Annotated in this window: 17 protein-coding genes and 1 tRNA gene; 7 read left to right on the top strand and 11 right to left on the bottom strand. The window is 32.0% G+C overall.

What is annotated here, in order from left to right; translation table 11 throughout:
- Nucleotides 1-59: 59 nt before the first annotated feature.
- The 4 genes from RC62_RS15395 to RC62_RS15380 form a co-directional block, all read right to left on the bottom strand.
- A complete protein-coding gene (locus tag RC62_RS15395; RefSeq protein ID WP_055096786.1) occupies nucleotides 60-1,739 on the bottom strand; it encodes a DUF6909 family protein in 1,680 nt (559 codons plus the stop codon).
- 127 nt (nucleotides 1,740-1,866) lie between these two features.
- The gene (locus RC62_RS15390; RefSeq protein WP_055096784.1) at nucleotides 1,867-2,205 is read right to left on the bottom strand and encodes a hypothetical protein; all 339 of its coding nucleotides are present in this window, start codon (nucleotides 2,203-2,205) and stop codon (nucleotides 1,867-1,869) included.
- A gap of 15 nt (nucleotides 2,206-2,220) precedes the next feature.
- Nucleotides 2,221-3,705, bottom strand: coding sequence for a GH3 auxin-responsive promoter family protein (locus RC62_RS15385; RefSeq protein ID WP_055096782.1), 1,485 nt, complete (start codon nucleotides 3,703-3,705; stop codon nucleotides 2,221-2,223).
- An 11-nt stretch (nucleotides 3,706-3,716) separates the two neighbouring features.
- Nucleotides 3,717-4,217, bottom strand: coding sequence for a hypothetical protein (locus RC62_RS15380; RefSeq protein WP_055096780.1), 501 nt, complete (start codon nucleotides 4,215-4,217; stop codon nucleotides 3,717-3,719).
- Between the two features lie 211 nt (nucleotides 4,218-4,428).
- On the opposite strand from RC62_RS15380, the gene RC62_RS15375 reads away from it, so the two are divergent.
- A complete protein-coding gene (locus RC62_RS15375) occupies nucleotides 4,429-4,617 on the top strand; it encodes a twin-arginine translocase TatA/TatE family subunit (RefSeq protein ID WP_055096778.1) in 189 nt (62 codons plus the stop codon).
- A 107-nt stretch (nucleotides 4,618-4,724) separates the two neighbouring features.
- Nucleotides 4,725-6,122, top strand: coding sequence for a glycosyl hydrolase family 8 (locus RC62_RS15370; protein ID WP_055096776.1), 1,398 nt, complete (start codon nucleotides 4,725-4,727; stop codon nucleotides 6,120-6,122).
- Between the two features lie 61 nt (nucleotides 6,123-6,183).
- Here RC62_RS15370 and RC62_RS15365 read toward each other — a convergent pair whose 3' ends face one another.
- From RC62_RS15365 to RC62_RS15355, 3 genes are all read right to left on the bottom strand, one after another.
- On the bottom strand, nucleotides 6,184-6,810 hold the full coding sequence (locus RC62_RS15365) for a hypothetical protein (protein ID WP_055096774.1): 627 nt from the start codon (nucleotides 6,808-6,810) through the stop codon (nucleotides 6,184-6,186).
- A gap of 212 nt (nucleotides 6,811-7,022) precedes the next feature.
- Nucleotides 7,023-9,146 (bottom strand): Tex family protein, encoded by a 2,124-nt coding sequence (locus RC62_RS15360; protein WP_055096772.1) that lies wholly within the window; start codon nucleotides 9,144-9,146, stop codon nucleotides 7,023-7,025.
- Between the two features lie 123 nt (nucleotides 9,147-9,269).
- Nucleotides 9,270-10,088 (bottom strand): BRO family protein, encoded by an 819-nt coding sequence (locus RC62_RS15355; RefSeq protein ID WP_055096770.1) that lies wholly within the window; start codon nucleotides 10,086-10,088, stop codon nucleotides 9,270-9,272.
- Nucleotides 10,089-10,168: 80 nt separating this feature from the next.
- Here RC62_RS15355 and RC62_RS15350 point away from each other — a divergent pair, with 80 nt between their 5' ends.
- Complete coding sequence (locus RC62_RS15350; RefSeq protein ID WP_055096768.1) at nucleotides 10,169-10,471, top strand: DUF1294 domain-containing protein; 303 nt, start codon at nucleotides 10,169-10,171, stop codon at nucleotides 10,469-10,471.
- A gap of 158 nt (nucleotides 10,472-10,629) precedes the next feature.
- On the opposite strand, the gene rpiB is transcribed toward RC62_RS15350, so the two are convergent.
- Nucleotides 10,630-11,061 (bottom strand): ribose 5-phosphate isomerase B, encoded by a 432-nt coding sequence (gene rpiB / locus RC62_RS15345; protein ID WP_055096766.1) that lies wholly within the window; start codon nucleotides 11,059-11,061, stop codon nucleotides 10,630-10,632.
- Between the two features lie 813 nt (nucleotides 11,062-11,874).
- The gene (locus tag RC62_RS15340; protein ID WP_055096764.1) at nucleotides 11,875-12,108 is read right to left on the bottom strand and encodes a DUF2007 domain-containing protein; all 234 of its coding nucleotides are present in this window, start codon (nucleotides 12,106-12,108) and stop codon (nucleotides 11,875-11,877) included.
- Nucleotides 12,109-12,215: 107 nt separating this feature from the next.
- Here RC62_RS15340 and rnr point away from each other — a divergent pair, with 107 nt between their 5' ends.
- The 3 genes from rnr to RC62_RS15325 are packed head-to-tail and all read left to right on the top strand — an operon-like array spanning nucleotide 12,216 to nucleotide 15,781.
- Nucleotides 12,216-14,396 (top strand): ribonuclease R, encoded by a 2,181-nt coding sequence (rnr, locus tag RC62_RS15335; protein WP_055096762.1) that lies wholly within the window; start codon nucleotides 12,216-12,218, stop codon nucleotides 14,394-14,396.
- Nucleotides 14,397-14,420: 24 nt separating this feature from the next.
- Complete coding sequence (locus tag RC62_RS15330; protein ID WP_055096760.1) at nucleotides 14,421-15,089, top strand: head GIN domain-containing protein; 669 nt, start codon at nucleotides 14,421-14,423, stop codon at nucleotides 15,087-15,089.
- Between the two features lie 14 nt (nucleotides 15,090-15,103).
- Entirely contained in the window at nucleotides 15,104-15,781 is a 678-nt protein-coding gene (locus RC62_RS15325) for a LysE family translocator (RefSeq protein ID WP_055096758.1), read from the top strand.
- A gap of 171 nt (nucleotides 15,782-15,952) precedes the next feature.
- On the opposite strand, the gene RC62_RS22900 is transcribed toward RC62_RS15325, so the two are convergent.
- Nucleotides 15,953-16,023, bottom strand: a tRNA-Cys gene (locus RC62_RS22900).
- 93 nt (nucleotides 16,024-16,116) lie between these two features.
- On the bottom strand, nucleotides 16,117-16,476 hold the full coding sequence (folB, locus tag RC62_RS15320) for a dihydroneopterin aldolase (protein WP_055096756.1): 360 nt from the start codon (nucleotides 16,474-16,476) through the stop codon (nucleotides 16,117-16,119).
- Nucleotides 16,477-16,583: 107 nt separating this feature from the next.
- On the opposite strand from folB, the gene RC62_RS15315 reads away from it, so the two are divergent.
- Entirely contained in the window at nucleotides 16,584-18,701 is a 2,118-nt protein-coding gene (locus RC62_RS15315) for a glutamine--tRNA ligase/YqeY domain fusion protein (RefSeq protein ID WP_055096754.1), read from the top strand.
- The last annotated feature ends 15 nt before the right edge of the window (nucleotides 18,702-18,716 follow it).

Here is an 18,716-nt window from a genome sequence, read left to right as displayed (position 1 = left end):
ATAATTAGGCAGTAAAATGTTATTTATTGTTTGTTTGATATATTTCAGACACTTCTGTTTTATTTTACGTCGAAAATTTGTTCCAGAATTTTAATAGTAATCAAATATGTTGGTTTTACCCCTGTCGTTCCTAATCCGCCTGATGCTAATGTGCTTCCGGTTTCAAGTGGATTATCTGAGGCGTAATACGCATAACGAACTTTGATATCGTGTGGTACGCTTTTTCTAATTTTTGATGCTGACTGAATGGCCTTTTGGTAATAAGAACCTTCCATTTCAAGACCAATTACTCCCCAGGTCGACTCATGAAAGAATTTCAATAAATCTCTGTTTTGTAATGATGTTCCAAGAACTGTAACCATTGCGCCTTCAAAAACTGCAATGTCATTTCCTTCAAACATGGCTCCTGTTAATTCATTTTCGAAGAAATAATTATCGGCTGTTCCTTCATTTATGTGTGCAGTTGGAATCATGATATCTCCTTTTCCGCCTTCCAGAATTCCGGCTTTACCCATTATCGAAACTGATTTTACATTTAGTAACGTTTCTTTTTTATATGGTTTTAATAATTCATCAATCGTCTCGTAAGCCTGCTCGCCAAAAGCATAATCCATTACAATAATAACAGGTGCTGCTTCGTCGACTACTGTTTTTGGAAACGCCGTTTTTGTCCAGTCAATTTTTGCAGTATCAAAAATCTGAACGTCAATGTTTGTTCCTGAACTATCCGGCAGCGAAATCATGCCATTTTTTAGTGCCAGTTCTTCAACAATGCTTCTGGTCTCTTTTGCGCCTGATTTACTTAACTCTTCATAAATATAAAAATCAGACTTGTCCTTGAATTTTGTTTTCAACAATGGTGTTGCAAAAATCGAATTCATTACACTATGCATATTCGCGCTTATAACGTGAATAGGGCGTTTTAAAAGGTTATTTGCCTTTAAAACTTCCTTGATATTTGTTGCCCAAATTTCACCGTGAATATGGTGTCCTAAACGTTCTCTTAAAACGGGACTAAAAGTAATGGTACGTTTATTATTGTCTACAACTTCTTCTATTGCTAATTTTCCCAGCCAGTAAATTACATGCAGGAATCTATCCGGTGCATTTTCTGAACCAAAAGCATCATATATGTCTAAAACTTCCTCAAAAGTTCGTGCTAAAATATTAGCAACATGCGAGATTGCTTTTTCTTTTTCGATTTGAGAAAGCTTTTTCGTTTGTAATACTGCTTGTTCTAATTTCATCCAATCGCGCGAAACTTCGCCGCCATCGTCTAATAAAACCCTGTTTTTTATTTTATGAGATTCAATAAAAATAAAAGTCAAATGTGTCAGGATATCATAAATGTCAGATCGCCCGCGAGTGATTTCAACATTCATTTGTTCCTCATCGATTCTATAACAATTTCTTCTTCTTTTGGGAGGAACTATTGCCTGAAAATGCGATTTAGAATATCCTTCATCTGATGTTAAATTAATGAATCTACATTGTTCAATACCTATTGGTAAACGCTCAATAACGTACAAAAGTCCGTTAAGTTCTACTTTTTCTTCGCCTATATTTCCGTAAATTTCCGGACGTAATGCTAGTAATGATTCGCGTAAACTATCGCCGGAAACTCCCATTGGTTTATAAAAACCGCGGTTGAATAAGTGGCGCATAGTAATGTACATTTTTTCGATTGCTGCAGATGATTCCTGCGCTCTTGATCTTGATATATGTTTGGTTTCTTTCATGCTATTTTATTTAAAATCTTTTTAAAAAAGATCTTCTGAATATTTTTTTATTTAAACGAAATTAGGAATTAAAAATCAAAACTTTATTAAAGCTTTATTATCTTAAAACTAATATTCTGATTGTTTTTTATTTATAATCTTCAAAATTGACTTCTATCTTTTGAAAATTCTTGTCTTCTGATAAAATTGAATTTATTTTGTTAATGCATTCCTGATTTTCTTCTGACATTATAAAGGCTAAGTCCCAAATGTCTTTTGAAAGTAAAAAAAAGCCAATGTCTGATGTAATTTCAAATAGATGTTCATCATTCATCCAAAGATTTTTAATGCTGTCGACTTTCGGGTTTATTTCGCTAATAGCATTTAAAAAATCTGATAAAAAATCTTCATTTTCAGCGCCGCTAAATATTTCGATTAGTAATTCCTGAGATTTATATGCGGGCCTGAAATTATATTTATATTTCATCAATAAAAATTATTTCTATTTCAAATTATCTGCAATATCACGGTTATTCGACAATCTCGGAATTTTATTCTGCCCGCCTAATTTTCCCTGAGATTTCATATAATCCTGAAATCCGTTTTTCGAAACTTTGGTTACAACCACTTTTCGCAACACATTTCCAGTGATTAGATCATCGTAATAAATGTTTTGTTTTCGCATTGAATCATCGATTGCTTCTGCAAAAGTTTCGATATTTTCAGGTTCATTTTCAAATTCTACCAGCCATTCATGATACGGTAATCCGTTTGACGGATTTATTTGAGGTGCGACTGTAAATTCGTTAATTACAATTTTAGTTCCTTGAGTGGCTTGTTTCATTGCATTTTCGACTTCGCTGGCAATAACATGTTCACCAAAAGCAGAAATATAATGTTTGATTCTGCCCGAAACAATGACTTTATGCGGAAATAAGGATGTAAACTGAACGGTATCACCAATATTATAACGCCATAATCCGGCATTTGTAGAAATAATCAAGGCATAATTTACACCAACTTCTACTTCGCCAATAGTATAACTTTTTGGGTTCTCTGAAAAGAATTCATCTGCTTTAATGAATTCATAGAAAATTCCTGAATTCAATAATAAAAGCATTCCTTTTTCTTTTTGCGAATCCTGATAGGCAAAAAAACCTTCAGAAGCAGGAAACAACTCAATGCTGTCTACTTTACGACCAATCATTTTTTCGAACTTGGCACGATAAGGTTCATAATTGACACCTCCGTAAATAAACAAATTAAAGTTTTTAAATAAATCCCCAATTTTCTTACCGCCACTTTTTTCCTGTAATCGCTCAAAATACATTTGTACCCATGAAGGAATTCCGGAAATTATGGTCATGTCCTGTTCAATTGTTTCCCCTACAATTGCATTTACTTTGGTATCCCAATCCTCAATACAATTGGTTTCCCAGGATGGCATTCTATTTTTTTGAAGATATTTAGGCACAAAATGCGCACCGATTCCGGATAATCTTCCAAATTTGATTCCGTATTTTTCAATTAAAATTGGACTTCCCTGCAGGAAAATCATTTTTCCATCGACAAAATCAGCATTTCCGGTTTCATATATATAGTGTAAAATCGCATTTCGCGAAGCTTCAATATGATATGGCATTGAATCCTTGGTCAACGGAATGTATTTTGCCCCGGATGTTGTTCCAGAAGTTTTAGCAAAATAAATAGGTTTTCCTTTCCAGAGAATATTTTTTTCTCCCATTCGAACCTTATCTATATAAGGTTTTAAATCTTCATAATCACGAACCGGAACGCGTTTCCTGAAATCATGAACCGTTTTTATTTTATCAAAATGATGATCTGTGCCAAACTGCGTTTCTTTGGCACTATTGATTAAACTCTTGAATATGGCTTGTTGAGTTTCGATTGGTTTATTAGCCCAAGCCTTTGTTTTATAATATATCTTGGTGGCAAATAATTTTGCTGCAACTGATTTAATAGACATTTGTTAAGGTATTATTTCTTGTCACTTTTGTTTTTATTACGAGTTTTTTCACCCGACTCCTTCTCCATCCTGTTCACTTCTTCTCTTAATTTAATTTCTTCTTCTGAAGGTTTCATATTTACTTCTACAGGTTCATCTGCATCTGCTAGAATAGAATCTTTATTAAATTTTGCATATTCTAATTCTCCCCTAAGCACTTTCTGAATACCTTTTATATAGGCCTCATTTTTCTTTAAAGCTGTTTCTAATGAATCTGATTTAATCGCTAATTCAGTTGCATTCTTTTTTAATTCTGTAGAAGAATAGCCTGGAATAAACTCGCGCAAAGGCGTAAAAGCAATGATAAAAGTAGTAATTAAAATTAAAAATATACCTCCTAATGTAAACGTTACAAAAACATTCATTAAGTTTAATTTGAATGAAAAAATTTCTTCAAAAGTGTCTTCATTCAAAATCACCAATCGGTTTTTGATGAATAATTTTTTTCTGAAATTGAATTTTTTCTTAGCCATTATGGTTCTTTATACGAGCAAATATAATAATTAATCGTCTTGTTAATGCCCTACAAAAATAAACGAATACAGTTATTTCAGCATTTTATAAAATATTTAACGCTAATAGAAACAAATATTTTAATCCAAAAACACTTCTTCTTCGTATATTTCTATATACCTTTGCGGTACAATTTAGAAATCAATTTGCTTCGGCATTAAATATACAATCATGGGAAGATTAGGTCTTACAGAAATCCTCGTAATAGTAGGTATTGTGATATTACTTTTTGGAGGTAAAAAAATTCCGGAATTAATGAAAGGTTTAGGAAGCGGAATTAAGGAATTTAAAAACGCTGCTAAAGACGATCAAACTCCACCTGCACCTTCTGTTAAAAAAGAAGAGGAAGAAATTAAATAAGAATTTAAACCCTTATTATAAACCCCAAATTACAAAATGTAGTTTGGGGTTTTGTTTTTATCTAAAAAATCTTACTTTTATCGTCCCTAAATTTAATAACAATAATTATGAAAAACCTACTTCTGATTACTGTTGCTTTTTTGTGCCTTAAAAGTTATTCACAAAAGCAACCCTTTCCGGCCAATGTAATATTTACAAATGGTCTAATGGCATCAAATAAAAATAGCCTCGATGCCCAAAATAATTATAACATCTGGAAAACTAACTTTGTCGAAGTCTGTTCTAATGGTCGATACAGAGTAAAGTTTGACAATCCGTCTGAAACTGTCTCTGAAGGAATTGGGTACGGAATGCTGCTTGCCGTTTATGCTGCTGACAAAACATTATTCGATGGTCTTTGGTTGTATTATAAAGACAACGTAAACTCTAATGGTGTAATGAATTGGAAAATCAATGGCTGTTCTGGAATTAATGGTGCAAATGGTGCAACAGATGCTGAACTTGATGCTGCTTTTGCCCTTATTGTAGCCGATTATCAATGGACAAGTACAGGAACAATTAATTATAAAAATGACGCGAAAAGTTTAATAGCTGCTATAAAAGCTCAGGAAGTCGAAGCAAATACTTTTGTTCTAAAACCGGGAGATCAATTCGGCGGAAGCCAAATTACCAATCCTTCTTATTTTTCTCCGGCGTATTACAGAGTTTTTGGAACATTTACAAACGATACTTCTTTCTGGAATTCGGTTGCGGCAAAATCATATACGGTTATCAACAATAACTTAACGGTAAATAATGCTGTTGGCGGATTGGTTTCTGATTGGTGTCAGGGATCTGGTGCTTATTCTCCTCAGGCGAGTGGATATAACAGGGAAGGAAAAACATATACGTATGATGCAGCCAGAACTCCATGGCGTATAGCTGTTGATTATGTATGGTTTGGAAATGCCGATGCGAAAGCATATGCTAAAAAATCATCTGATTTTGTTCGTGTAAATCTTGGAGGATCTTCGAATATTAAAGATGGATATAACCAGAACGGAACTCTAAATGGTCAATGGCACAATGCTACTTTTGTTGGTGCATTTGCGTGTGCAGCGATGGCAGGAGAAAATCAAACACATTTAAATGCTTCTTACACAGACTTAAATCAGTTAAACGAGCCTAACAGTTATTTTAATCATACTTTAAAAACATTGTATTCGTTTTTATTAACCGGTAATTTTTATTTGCCTCAAACGCCTGCTACTTTAGCTACTGATGATTTTGATATTGAGAAATCTATTGTTACTTTATATCCAAATCCAAGCAGTGATAAATTTACGGTTTTTGCTCCTGAAAAATCAGTGATTTCAGTAATTTCTCCACAAGGGAAAGTAATTTCAGAACAAAAAACAACTGTTGAAAATACAGAGATAAATTTATCCAACTATTCTTCTGGTTTGTATTTGATAAAAATTACAAACGGAGATAAAAGCATTATTAAAAAAGTAATTTTAAAGTAATCCATAAAAACAGAAAATCCCAAATTACGATTGTAATTTGGGATTTTTTTTTTGTTTTTATTTATTTACATTTTGTCTTATCAAAAATAGCCGTTATTCGATTTAACACCGTATCTAACTCAAATGTCTCGTTTTCGATTGCTTTACTAATTTTTGGACAATCCGTAAATTCTTGTTTAGCCATTTTTTTCATCGTTGCATCTGTCCCATATGATTTGACCGCATTTCCCATAGTATTGTATCCATAGACTAAATGGTCCGTTCCTTTCTTTCCAAAAAAATACGAAGAACTTGACAATCTGAAAGTATTTCTTCTGCTATCTCCTTTATCAAAGATTTTACCTATTTTATATTCTTTATTGTACACAATATCAAACCAACGTTTTTTTCTAGAATTAGAAAATTTTCCTGAAAAAGCATTTGCGCTCGTTAAATAAAGGTATTCCATCGTAAATATACTACCTGATTCATTAGTGTATATTATTTTAATAAGATCAGCGCTGGCTATTTTTTCAGTATCTGAATCTTCATTTATTTTAAAAGTAACTTTTGAGTCATCTTCCTCAACAAGTTTTGCTAAACCTGTTTTTTGAGTTCCATCTGTTAAATACAAAACAGCTTTATAAAATTTTGCATGTCCTGCAGTGGAGAATAATAAGACAAACAAAATTATAATTAATTTTTTCATGTTTTTGGGGTTTAAAATTTTGCGCAAATATATAGTATTAAATAAGAATTGTTTTAATAATTATTAGTAGAGAAACGTGCTTGATAACTCATAATCTTATTTCTTTTAATACCAATAGATTAGTACGTTTTAAACGTTTTTTAAAGGATATAAAAAGAAAAATCCCAAACTACAATTTGTAATTTGGGACTTTATTTTTTTGGTTTTAAATTTTATAAAACCATTGTCAACTGAATCCTTTTTCTGTCTTCATCAACTTCGGTAACTTTTACATCAACATGTTGGTGAAGCTTAACCACTTCATTTACATCGCTTACAAAACCGGCTTTCAATTGTGAAATGTGAACCAATCCGCTTTCTTTTATTCCGATGTCAACAAAACAGCCAAAATTGGTGATGTTGTTAACAATTCCAGGTAAAATCATTCCGGTTCTCAAATCTTTGATTGATTTTACATTTGCATCAAATTCAAAAACCTTAGCAGACTTTCTTGGGTCTAATCCAGGCTTTTCAAGTTCTTTTATGATGTCTTTCAGGGTTAGTAAACCAATTTCTGGTGTTATATATTTTTCTGCCTTAATTAGGGCTGTTTTTTCTTTGTTTGCAATTAAGTCGTTTACCGAAAGTTTTAAATCTTTCGCCATTTTCTCTACAACAGGATAAGCTTCCGGATGTACTGCCGAATTATCCAACGGATTTTTAGCATTCGAAATTCTAATAAAAGCCGCACCTTGCTGATACGCTTTCTCGCCTAAGCGAGGCACTTTTTTTAGCTGTTTTCTATCTTCAAACGGACCATTTTCTGAGCGATATTGTACGATGTTTTCCGCCAGTTTCTCGCCTATTCCACTCACGTAGCTTAATAAGTGTTTACTAGCCGTGTTAATATTAATTCCAACCGAGTTTACGCAGCGAATTACGGTATTATCTAACTCTTCTTTTAGTTTCGTTTGATCTACATCATGTTGATATTGTCCAACTCCAATTGCTTTTGGGTCGATTTTCACCAACTCAGCCAAAGGATCAGAAAGTCGTCGTCCGATAGAAACTGATCCACGAACCGTTACATCATAATTAGGAAATTCTTCACGCGCAATTTTTGAAGCCGAATATACCGAAGCTCCTGCTTCAGAAACTATAAAAACCTGTAGCGGTTTATCAAACGCGATTTTTTTTATGAAAAATTCGGTTTCTCTTGAAGCCGTTCCGTTTCCAATAGAAATGGCATCAATTTGATACGCATTTACCATCGAACGGATTTTTTTGATCGCCATGGCTTCCTCATTTTGAGGTGCATGCGGATAAATCGTTTCATTGTATAATAAATCGCCTTTTTCGTCCAGACAAACTACTTTACAACCGCTTCTAAATCCCGGATCGATTGCCAGAATTCTTTTTTCTCCCAAAGGCGGCGCTAATAATAACTGACCTAAATTGTTCGCGAAAACCTGAATAGAATTGGCATCAGCTTTTGCTTTTGCTTCCTGCAAAGTTTCGTTTCCAATCGCCGGATTCAATAATCGTTTGTAACTGTCTTCTATCGCTAATTGCAAATGTGCCGTTGTACTATTTTGTTTTTTAATGATAATCTCATCAATTACATCATAAGCTTCGTCGATATCAACATCTACTTTCATCTTCACAAAACCTTCGTTTTCTGCACGAAGCATTGCTAATAAACGGTGTGAAGGTGCTTTTGTCAAAGGTTCTTCCCAATCAAAATACTGACTGAATTTTTGTGCTCCTTCTTCTTCAGCTTTCTTTTTTACAACTTTAGTTCCAATAGTCGCTTTTCGTTGATATAAACGTCTTAATTGTTTACGAACATAAATATTTTCGTTAATCCATTCGGCCACAATATCGCGTGCGCCTTGCATTGCTGCTTCTTCATTAATAACATTTTCATTAAGATATTGTGTCGAAATAAAATCGACATCAACATCATTTTCAGACATGATGATTTTTGCCAAAGGTTCTAAACCAAATTCGCGCGCAACATCTGCCTTTGTTTTTTTCTTCTTTTTATATGGTAAATAAAAATCTTCAATTTCTTGTAAATCAAAACTTTGTTCAATTTTCTGTTTCAATTCAGGCGTAAGCGATTTTTGCTCTTCTATCGATTTTAGAACCGCTTCTTTACGTTTTACAATCGCTTCGTATTCTTTATGAAGTTTTGCAATTTGCTCAATCTGAACTTCATCAAGGTTTCCGGTTGTATCTTTTCGGTAACGCGAAATAAACGGAATCGTACAATCTTCGTCTAATAATTTAACCGTGTTTTGAATGTTAATCGCTGCTGTTGGAACAGTCTTGGCAATGAATTGAATATTAGTCATTCTTGTTTTATTTGAATAGCAAACATGCAAAGTGTTTCGAGAAGTTTGCAAATGTTTTATTATATTACTGTTTTAGATTTATCAAAACTAACATAAATCTTTTGATTATTTTTAATTCTAAATTTACTCCAGCTTTTTTTTCTCTGGTGGGAGAAAATTTTCTCCTGTTACAACACTTTTTCCAGTTTTATCTTCTAAAGCTATTCTTGCATTTTTTGCAATTGCACCGCCTTTTTTACTTGCTTTCGCATTTTGTAAAAGTCCTTTGGCTTCATCACTTTCGGCAATTTGTCTAGTTGAAAGTTCTGCCAAAGCAGTAAAAATCAATTCTGCTTCAGACATGTGATCTCTTAAATTTTGAGATTCTAATCCTTTTACTTCTTTGTGTTTTTTTACTGATAATCCTGTCCATTCCTGATGAATAATATTGGTAAGCATTGCAAATTCATCCTTTTTCTCTACTCCGGATTCTTTCCAATAATCAGTTAATTTATTACGAGTCTCCTGCCCTGTCATTCTTTGCTGAATCCATTTCTCACTTCTACCTAAATTTTGCCAATTTTCACGAGCACGATCTAAACTTTGAGACGGATCTGCCAATTCCTGAAGTCTTTCATAACCAACTTTCGCCAACCATTGTTTAAAGGGTTCAGCTTTTGGAGAAGGAATAGATTGAATTAAGCGTAATAAAGTTTCAGTATCCGCAGTATCTGTCAGTCGATTTTTTCCATCATCAGCTATCATTTTCAACTGTCCGATTTTTTCGGACACTTCACTTCCTTCTTTTAAAAGTTTAGTTTTTAAATCTGCCCAATATTTTCTTGGACGATCTGTACCTGTTAAAATCTGAATCACATCAATTACTGAGAAATACCAAATTTCTTTATCCGCATCATAATGGCTTCTTACTTTTTTTTGTTCAAATAGTTGTATTGGACTCATTGATTGTGAATTACATTATTATATTTTTTCCTAAATTTTAATACAACTAAAATAATATCTTTGTTTGTAATTTTTAGCCAATGAAAGTTTTATTACTGTCACTTTTATGTATTAATATCTTCGTTTTTATTCTTGCCGGATATGATAAAAATCAAGCCAGAAAAAATAAACGCAGAATTCCTGAAAATACACTGTTTTTCTTTGAAGCAATTGGTGGAACAATAGGTTTATTAACAGCTATGCTTTTCTTTAGACATAAAACGAGTAAAACTTCTTTTATTATAAAATTCTCGGCAATTGTTTTTATTCAAATTTTAATTGCTTTTCTATTGTTTATTAACAACGTAAATATCTTTACAATTGCTTTATTTTTAACTAATTAGCCATATTTAAATATAGATATTAACAATGTTAATAAGTATAAAATAATCTTATAAAATACTGAAATTAACCGATTTAAACAAAAAACCGGATGAATTTTAAAAATCCGCCCGGCTTACTATTCTTATTGGTGCGGAGCACCCGATTTTTTTTTGACTTTTTACTGACAAGCGATTTTATTCACTCTGTTTTGGTGTCTTCCACCTTCAAAAGCTGTTGTTAAAAACGTTTCAACAATTTCTACCGCTTGAGGAATAGATGTAAAACGCGCCGGAATACTCACAATATTTGCATCATTGTGTAAACGGGTTAAATAAGCAATTTCTTTAGTCCAACATAAACCTGCTCTTACTTTAGGGTGTTTATTAACAGTCATTGCAATTCCGTTTCCGCTTCCGCAGATAACGATTCCAAAATCAGCTTTACCTTCAGATACATCATTTGCAACCGGATGACCAAAATCAGGATAATCAACAGAATCCTCAGAATCTGTACCATAATTGGTTACTTCATATCCTTTTGCTTTAAGCATTTCAACAATTGCTTTTTTATAATCTGGTCCAGCGTGGTCATTTCCTATCGAAATTTTCATTTTTTCTATACTATTAAGTTGTGTTATGCAAATTTACTTAAAGAATTTCTTAGCTGTGTACTATTTAGAAAAAACTTAGCCACGAATTTCACAAATTAGCACTAATTATTGTTCTTTGTAAAAATCAAAAGTGTTTTTAAAAGCTAAAATTCAATTCGAATAAATTCGTGAAATTCGTGGCAAAAAATGTAAAATTACAACTAGCTTTATATCAAAAACTTAACACTTATCAACATTATTAACAACGTTGTAAGTATCTCATAATCAATAAATAATAAGCAGTTATTTTGTTAAAATTTTATAATGTTAATAGCAAAACGTAATTCGTTGATATTCAGTTAACTTTAAATTAACATTATTTGTTCATAAGTTCGGATAGAAAATTAGAAGTTTTTTTTGGTTGTGTCAAAAAAAAACCTAATCCAAAACTGCAATGAAATAACCTAATAAAGTTTCATGAATTTTTAGAAAAGTTATCAATACCAAAAATGCCATTTTCAACAAAAATCAACCTATCAACTTATCTACAAAATCAATTGTTTTTTGGTTGTCAACCGTTGTTAATTAAAATACTAAAACGCTTATAAATTAATCCTTTAACTAAATATAAGTATGTTGATAACTCAAGATAACTAAGAGAAACTTCATTTCAATGCTTTTAAAAATAAATTTATAGCACATATTAACAAGCTATAATAACAACCAAAAATTAATTTAATTTAAATTTTTCTTTTTGTTGTATTTAATATATGTTGACAACTTTGAAAGTTTAAAAAGAAAAAATATTTTTTGAAATTGAAAAAATAGATCGATTCAAACAATTTTGAGAGGGTTATTAAGATTGTCTAGAATTTGCTGAACTTCGTCGAAATCGTTTGGATGAACTTTGAGTTTGATTCCACCCAGTGCCGTTGTATACATTGGAACAACTGAAAGGGTCATTTCGTTTTCAAAATAATATGGAATTTGCTCTTGCTCTAATAAGTGTTTGAGAACGACTGTTTCGTGCTGATAATTGAATACTGCAATGGTTTTAAAGCTTTCCATATTAGGTCTTTTTGTAAATATACGAAAGTTATATTTTTAATAATTTATTTGTTAAAATCTATAATCTGATATCTTATTTGTAATTTTAACTTTTTAAGAAAAGATATATGAGTAAGAAAATTAGAAAGCCGATAAAAAATGAGAAAGATTTCTCGAATAAAATAATAAAAATTTTATCGCAAAGTCCTAATAAAGCATTTAATTACAAACAAATAGGAGCAAAGCTTGAACTTGACGATACAAAAAGCAGAAACCAGATTATAAAAGATTTAAAAATACTGGCTGCTTCAAAAAAAATAATAGAATCTGAACCTGGAAAATATTTAGTAAAAGCCGAAAGTCAGGATTATTACGAAGGAACAATTGATATGACCAGTAGAAAAACGGCATATTTTATTTGTCCTGATTTTAGTGAAGATGTTTTTATCCCGACCAATAATTTGAATCGTGCGCTGGACAAAGACAAAGTAAAAGTTTACGTTTATAACAGAAGAAAAGGTAAAAGACCTGAAGGTGAAGTAATTGAAGTTATAGAAAGAAATAAAACAGAATTTGTTGGTGTAATTGATATTCAACCCAATTTTGCTTTTGTTTCTACAGCAAATCCTAAAATGTATACTGATATTTTTATCCCAAAAGATAAATTTGGAGAAGCAGAAAATGGTGATGTTGTTTTAGTTACGATCGAAGACTGGCCTAAAAGAGCTGATAGTCCATTTGGTTCTGTTATAAAAGTTTTAGGAAAACCTGGAGAACATAATACAGAGATTCATGCTATTTTGGCTGAATACGGTTTGCCATCAGATTTTCCGGTAGAAGTAGAGGTTTATGCACAAAAAATTGATACCTCGATTCAGGAATCTGAGATTGCAAAACGTCGTGATATGCGTGATACACTTACGTTTACGATAGATCCAAAAGATGCAAAAGATTTTGATGATGCCTTGTCATTCAATAAGTTAGAGAATGGAAATTACGAAATTGGTATTCATATTGCCGATGTTTCGTATTATCTTGAAGAAGGTACAATCTTAGATGATGAAGCGTATCAACGGGCAACTTCAGTTTATTTAGTAGACAGAGTAGTGCCAATGCTTCCGGAAGTTTTGTCTAATTTTGCCTGTTCATTACGTCCAAATGAAGAGAAATATACGTTCTCAGCTATTTTTGAAGTTTCAGAAAACGCACAAGTGATCAACCAATGGTTTGGCAGGACAGTAATTTATTCAGATCAGCGATTTGCATACGAAGAAGCACAATATATCATTGAAACAAAAGACAGTACAATTCCGGTTGATATTTCAATTACCGGAGAATCATATACTGTTTCTGATGAAATTACAAATGCTACTCTAAAATTAGATGAATTGGCTAAGATTCTAAGAAAGAAAAGAATGGCAAATGGCGCTATTTCTTTCGATAAAGTCGAAGTGAAGTTTAATCTTGATGCAGAAGGTGAACCGGAAGGAGTTTATTTTAAAGTTTCTAAAGATGCGAATCATCTTATTGAAGAATTCATGCTTTTGGCCAATAGAAAAGTGGCTGAATACATTGGGAAACAGAAGAAAACATTTGTTTACAGGATTCACGATGAACCAAATGAAGACAAATTAATTGCAATGCAAACCGTAATTGCTAAATTTGGTTATAAAATAGATTTTAGAAACAAAGGCGATATTTCGAAATCATTGAATGCTTTGATGGAAGAAGTAAATGGTAAAAAAGAGCAAAATTTAATTGATACTCTTGCTATTAGAAGTATGAGCAAAGCCAAATATTCGACAGAAAATATTGGCCATTATGGTTTAGCTTTTGATTATTACAGCCATTTTACTTCACCAATTCGTCGTTATCCGGATGTTATGGTACATCGTTTGCTGCAATATTACCTGGATAATGGAGCTTCTGTAGATGAAGAAGTTTATGAAACAAAGTGTTTACATTGTTCGAATATGGAAAGTTTAGCCACGAATGCTGAACGAGACAGTATTAAATACATGCAGGTTAAATACATGCAGGATCACCAGGACGAAGAATTTCTTGGAGTTATTTCCGGTGTTACCGAATGGGGAATTTATGTTGAAATTGTTTCAAACAAATGCGAAGGAATGGTAAGAATCAGAGAAATAAAAGATGATTATTATACCTTCGATGAAAAGCAATATGCTTTAGTAGGGGCAACTTCAAATAGTATTTTACAACTTGGAGATGAAATATATGTAAAGGTTAAAAATGCCGATTTAGTTAAAAAACAACTGGATTTCCATTTTTTGAGAAGAGCAGAATAGAAGTTTAATTTAAAAAATAAAAGTATGAAAAAGTTAATTATAGGAGCTGCAATTTTATTTGTTCAAATGTCTTTTGGTCAGGTTACCAAAGAATTAGGTGATTTTGATACGGTTAAAGTTTATGATAAATTAAGTGTAAAATTAGTTCAGTCATCTGAAAATAAATTGGTTATAAAAGGAGCAAGGGAAGCAGAATTAGAAGCTGTTAATAAAAATGGTATTTTAAAAATAAGAATGCCTTTTCCTAAACTTTTATCTGGAAATGATCTTGAGGTAACTTTGTATTATAAACACATTGAATTGATTGATGTTAATGAAGGTGCAGAAGTTACAAGTAACGAAACATTAAAAGCTACTTCGTTTAAAGTGAGTGCACAAGAAGGCGGTAAGATCAATGTAGATTTAGATGTTGATAAACTTAAAGTAAGTTCAGTTTCTGGTGGAGAAATTATTGCAACTGGTAAAGCAGATAATCTTGATGCAAGTTTAGGAGCTGGCGGATATTTCCTTGGAAGTAAATTATCCACGTCTCAGACTAAAGTAAGCGTTTCTGCGGGCGGAAAAGCAGATGTGAATGCTTCGACCTTAGTTGATGCAAAAGTAAGCGCAGGAGGCTCTATTTACATTTATGGTAAACCAAAACAAATTAATCAGAAAACAGTTTTTGGAGGTAAAATCGAAGAAGTAAAATAAGAAATCGTATTTGAATGATAAATGATATTTTGGCTGGACTGCCATGGGGACTTTTTCTAAGTTTTATGGTAGGTCCAGTATTTTTTATACTACTGGAAACCAGTATTACAAAAGGATTCAGAGCTGCAATAGTTTTTGATCTTGGTGTAGTATTAGGTGATATTTTTTTTATAGGAATTGCTTATTTAGGAAGTTACAGACTTATTCAGAGTTTAAAGGATAAACCTGCACTCTTTATTTTTGGCGGAATTATTATGCTGGCTTACGGTATAATCTCTTTTGTAAGATTAAAAAATGAAGAAAAAATTGATGATGAAGAAATTGATCGTGACATCATCAAAAGAAATTACGGCAGTTTGTTTATAAAAGGCTTTTTACTTAATGTTATCAACATTGGTGTATTAGGTTTCTGGCTTGCAGTTATCATATCTGTAGGACCAAAATTAGAAATGCAAAACTCAAGAATGTTTACTTTTTTTACGGCAGTTATTATAACATATTTACTAGTAGATTGTATTAAAATATTATTAGCCAAACAGTTAAAATCTAAAATGACTCCAACTAATATTCTTAAGATAAAAAAAGCTATTAGTATTGTTTTAATGGTTTTTGGACTGGTGTTAATAACTCAGGGTTGGTTTCCAAAAGAGAAAGAAATGGTTCGAAATGCCTTTGAAAAGATTGAAAAGTAGTTGTTAATAACTCAAAAATATACATTTAAACCTCTGTATTTCAGAGGTTTTTTTATGTTTATAAGTGTAATTTAATCCCTGCGATGAACGAATTAATCTCATTTAGTTTTCCGAGCAGTTTGTGGAAAATTAACCATAAAAAAAACCTCCAAGTTTCCTTGAAGGTTTTTGAGGCATCGTCCGGATTCGAACCGGAGTAGGAGCTTTTGCAGAGCCCAGCCTAGCCGCTCGGCCACGACGCCGTAGTTGAACGGATGGCAAAAGTAACTAAAATCTTTAAATTTCAAAAGATTAAAATGAAGTATTTTTAAAAATTAGCTTTTTAATTTTAAGAATTACTTTCTATTTTCGGTCATTTTTATAGTAACTGATTCAACATCACCACCAATAGGAGGATTTATTTTAGAAACCCAAACTGTTGTTTTTTCTATCATTTCTATTTCGGCAAGTACACGAATATTGATTCTTTTGGCTACATGTTCTAATAAATGGGAACGAATTGCCATTTCTTCGGTAACAATTTTGTTCAAATGAACATAGTCAACAGTATCTAAAAGATGATCTGTTTGTGCTGATTTTTGTAAATTGGTTTTAATTTTTAGATCAACAGTGTAATCAGATCCAATTTTTCCTTCTTCAATTAAACATCCGTGGTAGGAAAAAGTACGGATATTTTTTAGTTTAATAACTCCCATTTTCTTGTTGTTTCAAGTTTAAAGTTTCAGGTTTAACGCCAGTTAAGTAACTTTAAACCTGAAACCTGAAACCTTTTTTTTATCTTTGCTAAAATTACTATAAAATAATGGCATCAGAAGAGAAATCACTCAATTTTATTGAACAAATCATAGAAGAAGATCTTAAATCAGGTCTGTCACAAAGCAAACTTCACTTTCGTTTTCCACCGGAACCAAATGGTTATTTACATATTGGTCATGCAAGTTCTATTGCATTAAATTTTGGTTTAGGACTTGATTATCAATCTCCTGTAAATTTACGTTTTGATGATACAAACCCAGAAAAAGAAGAACAGGAATTTGTTGACGCCATTAAAAAAGATGTTGAATGGTTGGGTTATACCTGGTCAGAAGAACGTTATGCTTCAGATTATTTCCAACAATTGTATGATTGGGCAGTTTTATTAATTAAAAAAGATAAAGCATATGTTGATAGCCAATCTTCTGAAGATATGGCAATTCAAAAAGGAACTCCATCTACAATTGGAACTGATAGCCCGTATAGAAATCGTTCTGTTGAAGAAAATTTAGGATTATTTGAAAGAATGAAAAATGGTGAATTTGAGGCTGGAACTCATATTCTTCGTGCAAAAATTGACATGAAATCAACTAATATGTTGATGCGTGATCCTATTATGTACAGAATTTTACATAAAGAACATCACAGAACTGGTGATTCCTGGAAAATTTATCCAATGTATGATTGGGCACACGGACAAAGTGATTATTTAGAAGGAATTTCACATTCATTCTGTACACTTGAATTCTTGCCTCATCGTGAATTATACGATTGGTTTTTAGATCAGATTTTAGACGAAAATAAACTACGTCCAAAGCAAAGAGAATTTGCAAGACGTAACTTATCACATACTGTTGTTAGTAAAAGAAAATTACAGCAACTAGTTAAGGAAAAGCATGTTAACGGTTGGGATGATCCAAGAATGTCTACTATTTCAGGATTAAGAAGACGTGGTTATACCGCTGCATCATTACGTAATTTTGCCAATACAACCGGAATTGCAAAACGTGATAATTTGATAAATGTATCCGTTTTGGAGTTTTGTATTCGTGAAGATTTGAACAAAATTGCACCTCGTGTAATGGCTGTTTTAGATCCTGTAAAACTGGTAATTACAAATTATCCTGAAGGAAAAGAAGAGTGGTTGGAAGCCGAAAATAATCAGGAAGATGAAAGTGCCGGTTTTAGGAAAGTACCTTTTTCTCGTGAATTATATATCGAAAGAGAAGACTTTCTTGAAGAAGCTCCTGCGAAGTTTTTCCGTTTGACTTTAGGAAAAGAAGTACGTCTTAAAAATGCTTATATTATTAAAGGTGAAAGTGTTATAAAAGATTCCGAAGGAAATATTACAGAGATTCATGTAACTTATGATACGGATTCTTTGAGTGGAAGTGGGACAGAAGCAAGTCAAAGAAAAGTATCCGGAACATTGCATTGGGTTTCTATTTCACACGCAATTGAGGCTGAAGTTCGTATGTATGATCGTTTGTTTACAGATGAAGCTCCGGACAGTTATAAAGACAAAAATTTCTTAGATTTTGTGAATCCTAAGTCCTTAGAAATTATCACTGGTTTTGTTGAACCAAGTTTATCAACAGCGCAAAACGAAGATAAATTTCAGTTTCAACGTTTAGGTTATTTTACTGTTGATAAAGATTCAACTACTTCAAAATTAGTATTTAACAAAACTGTTGGACTTAAAGATGCCTGGGAAGAAAAAGGTAAAAAAGAAGAAAACAGTATCAATAATTCTTTAAAAGATATAAACAAATACTTTAAAGTTGAGACCAAACCGGAACGTATTGCAATTGAAAGTGCAATAGGGGAGAGTATTAAAAATGTTTCGAGTTTTTCTTTATTACAAAATTCATTAAAGAAGAATATCAACAATAATAAGGGATCATTGTTATTTGCTCAGTTTATTTTGAAGTATTCAATTTTGAAATCTAAGGATTTCGAAGAAGATGATATTAAAAAATTATATACGATGTCTCTTAGAAGTGAGTCGACTTATGTGAGATCTAAGGCACTTTTAAATTTAAGAGACATAGAAGATTTAAGTTTGAAAAATCAATTTGAAGATGAAATTTTGAAATTGTATTCAAATCCACCAAAAAATGCTTCAGAGCGAGAAATTGAAATTCTTGCTGAGATGGTAAAAAAATAATATCAATATAATCTA

Origin of the sequence: Flavobacterium aquidurense (genome assembly GCF_001404985.1) — a bacterium.
Lineage (GTDB): Bacteria > Bacteroidota > Bacteroidia > Flavobacteriales > Flavobacteriaceae > Flavobacterium > Flavobacterium aquidurense_B.
Note: the sequence above shows the minus strand (reverse complement) of the source record. Positions and strands in the feature narration are given on the sequence as shown.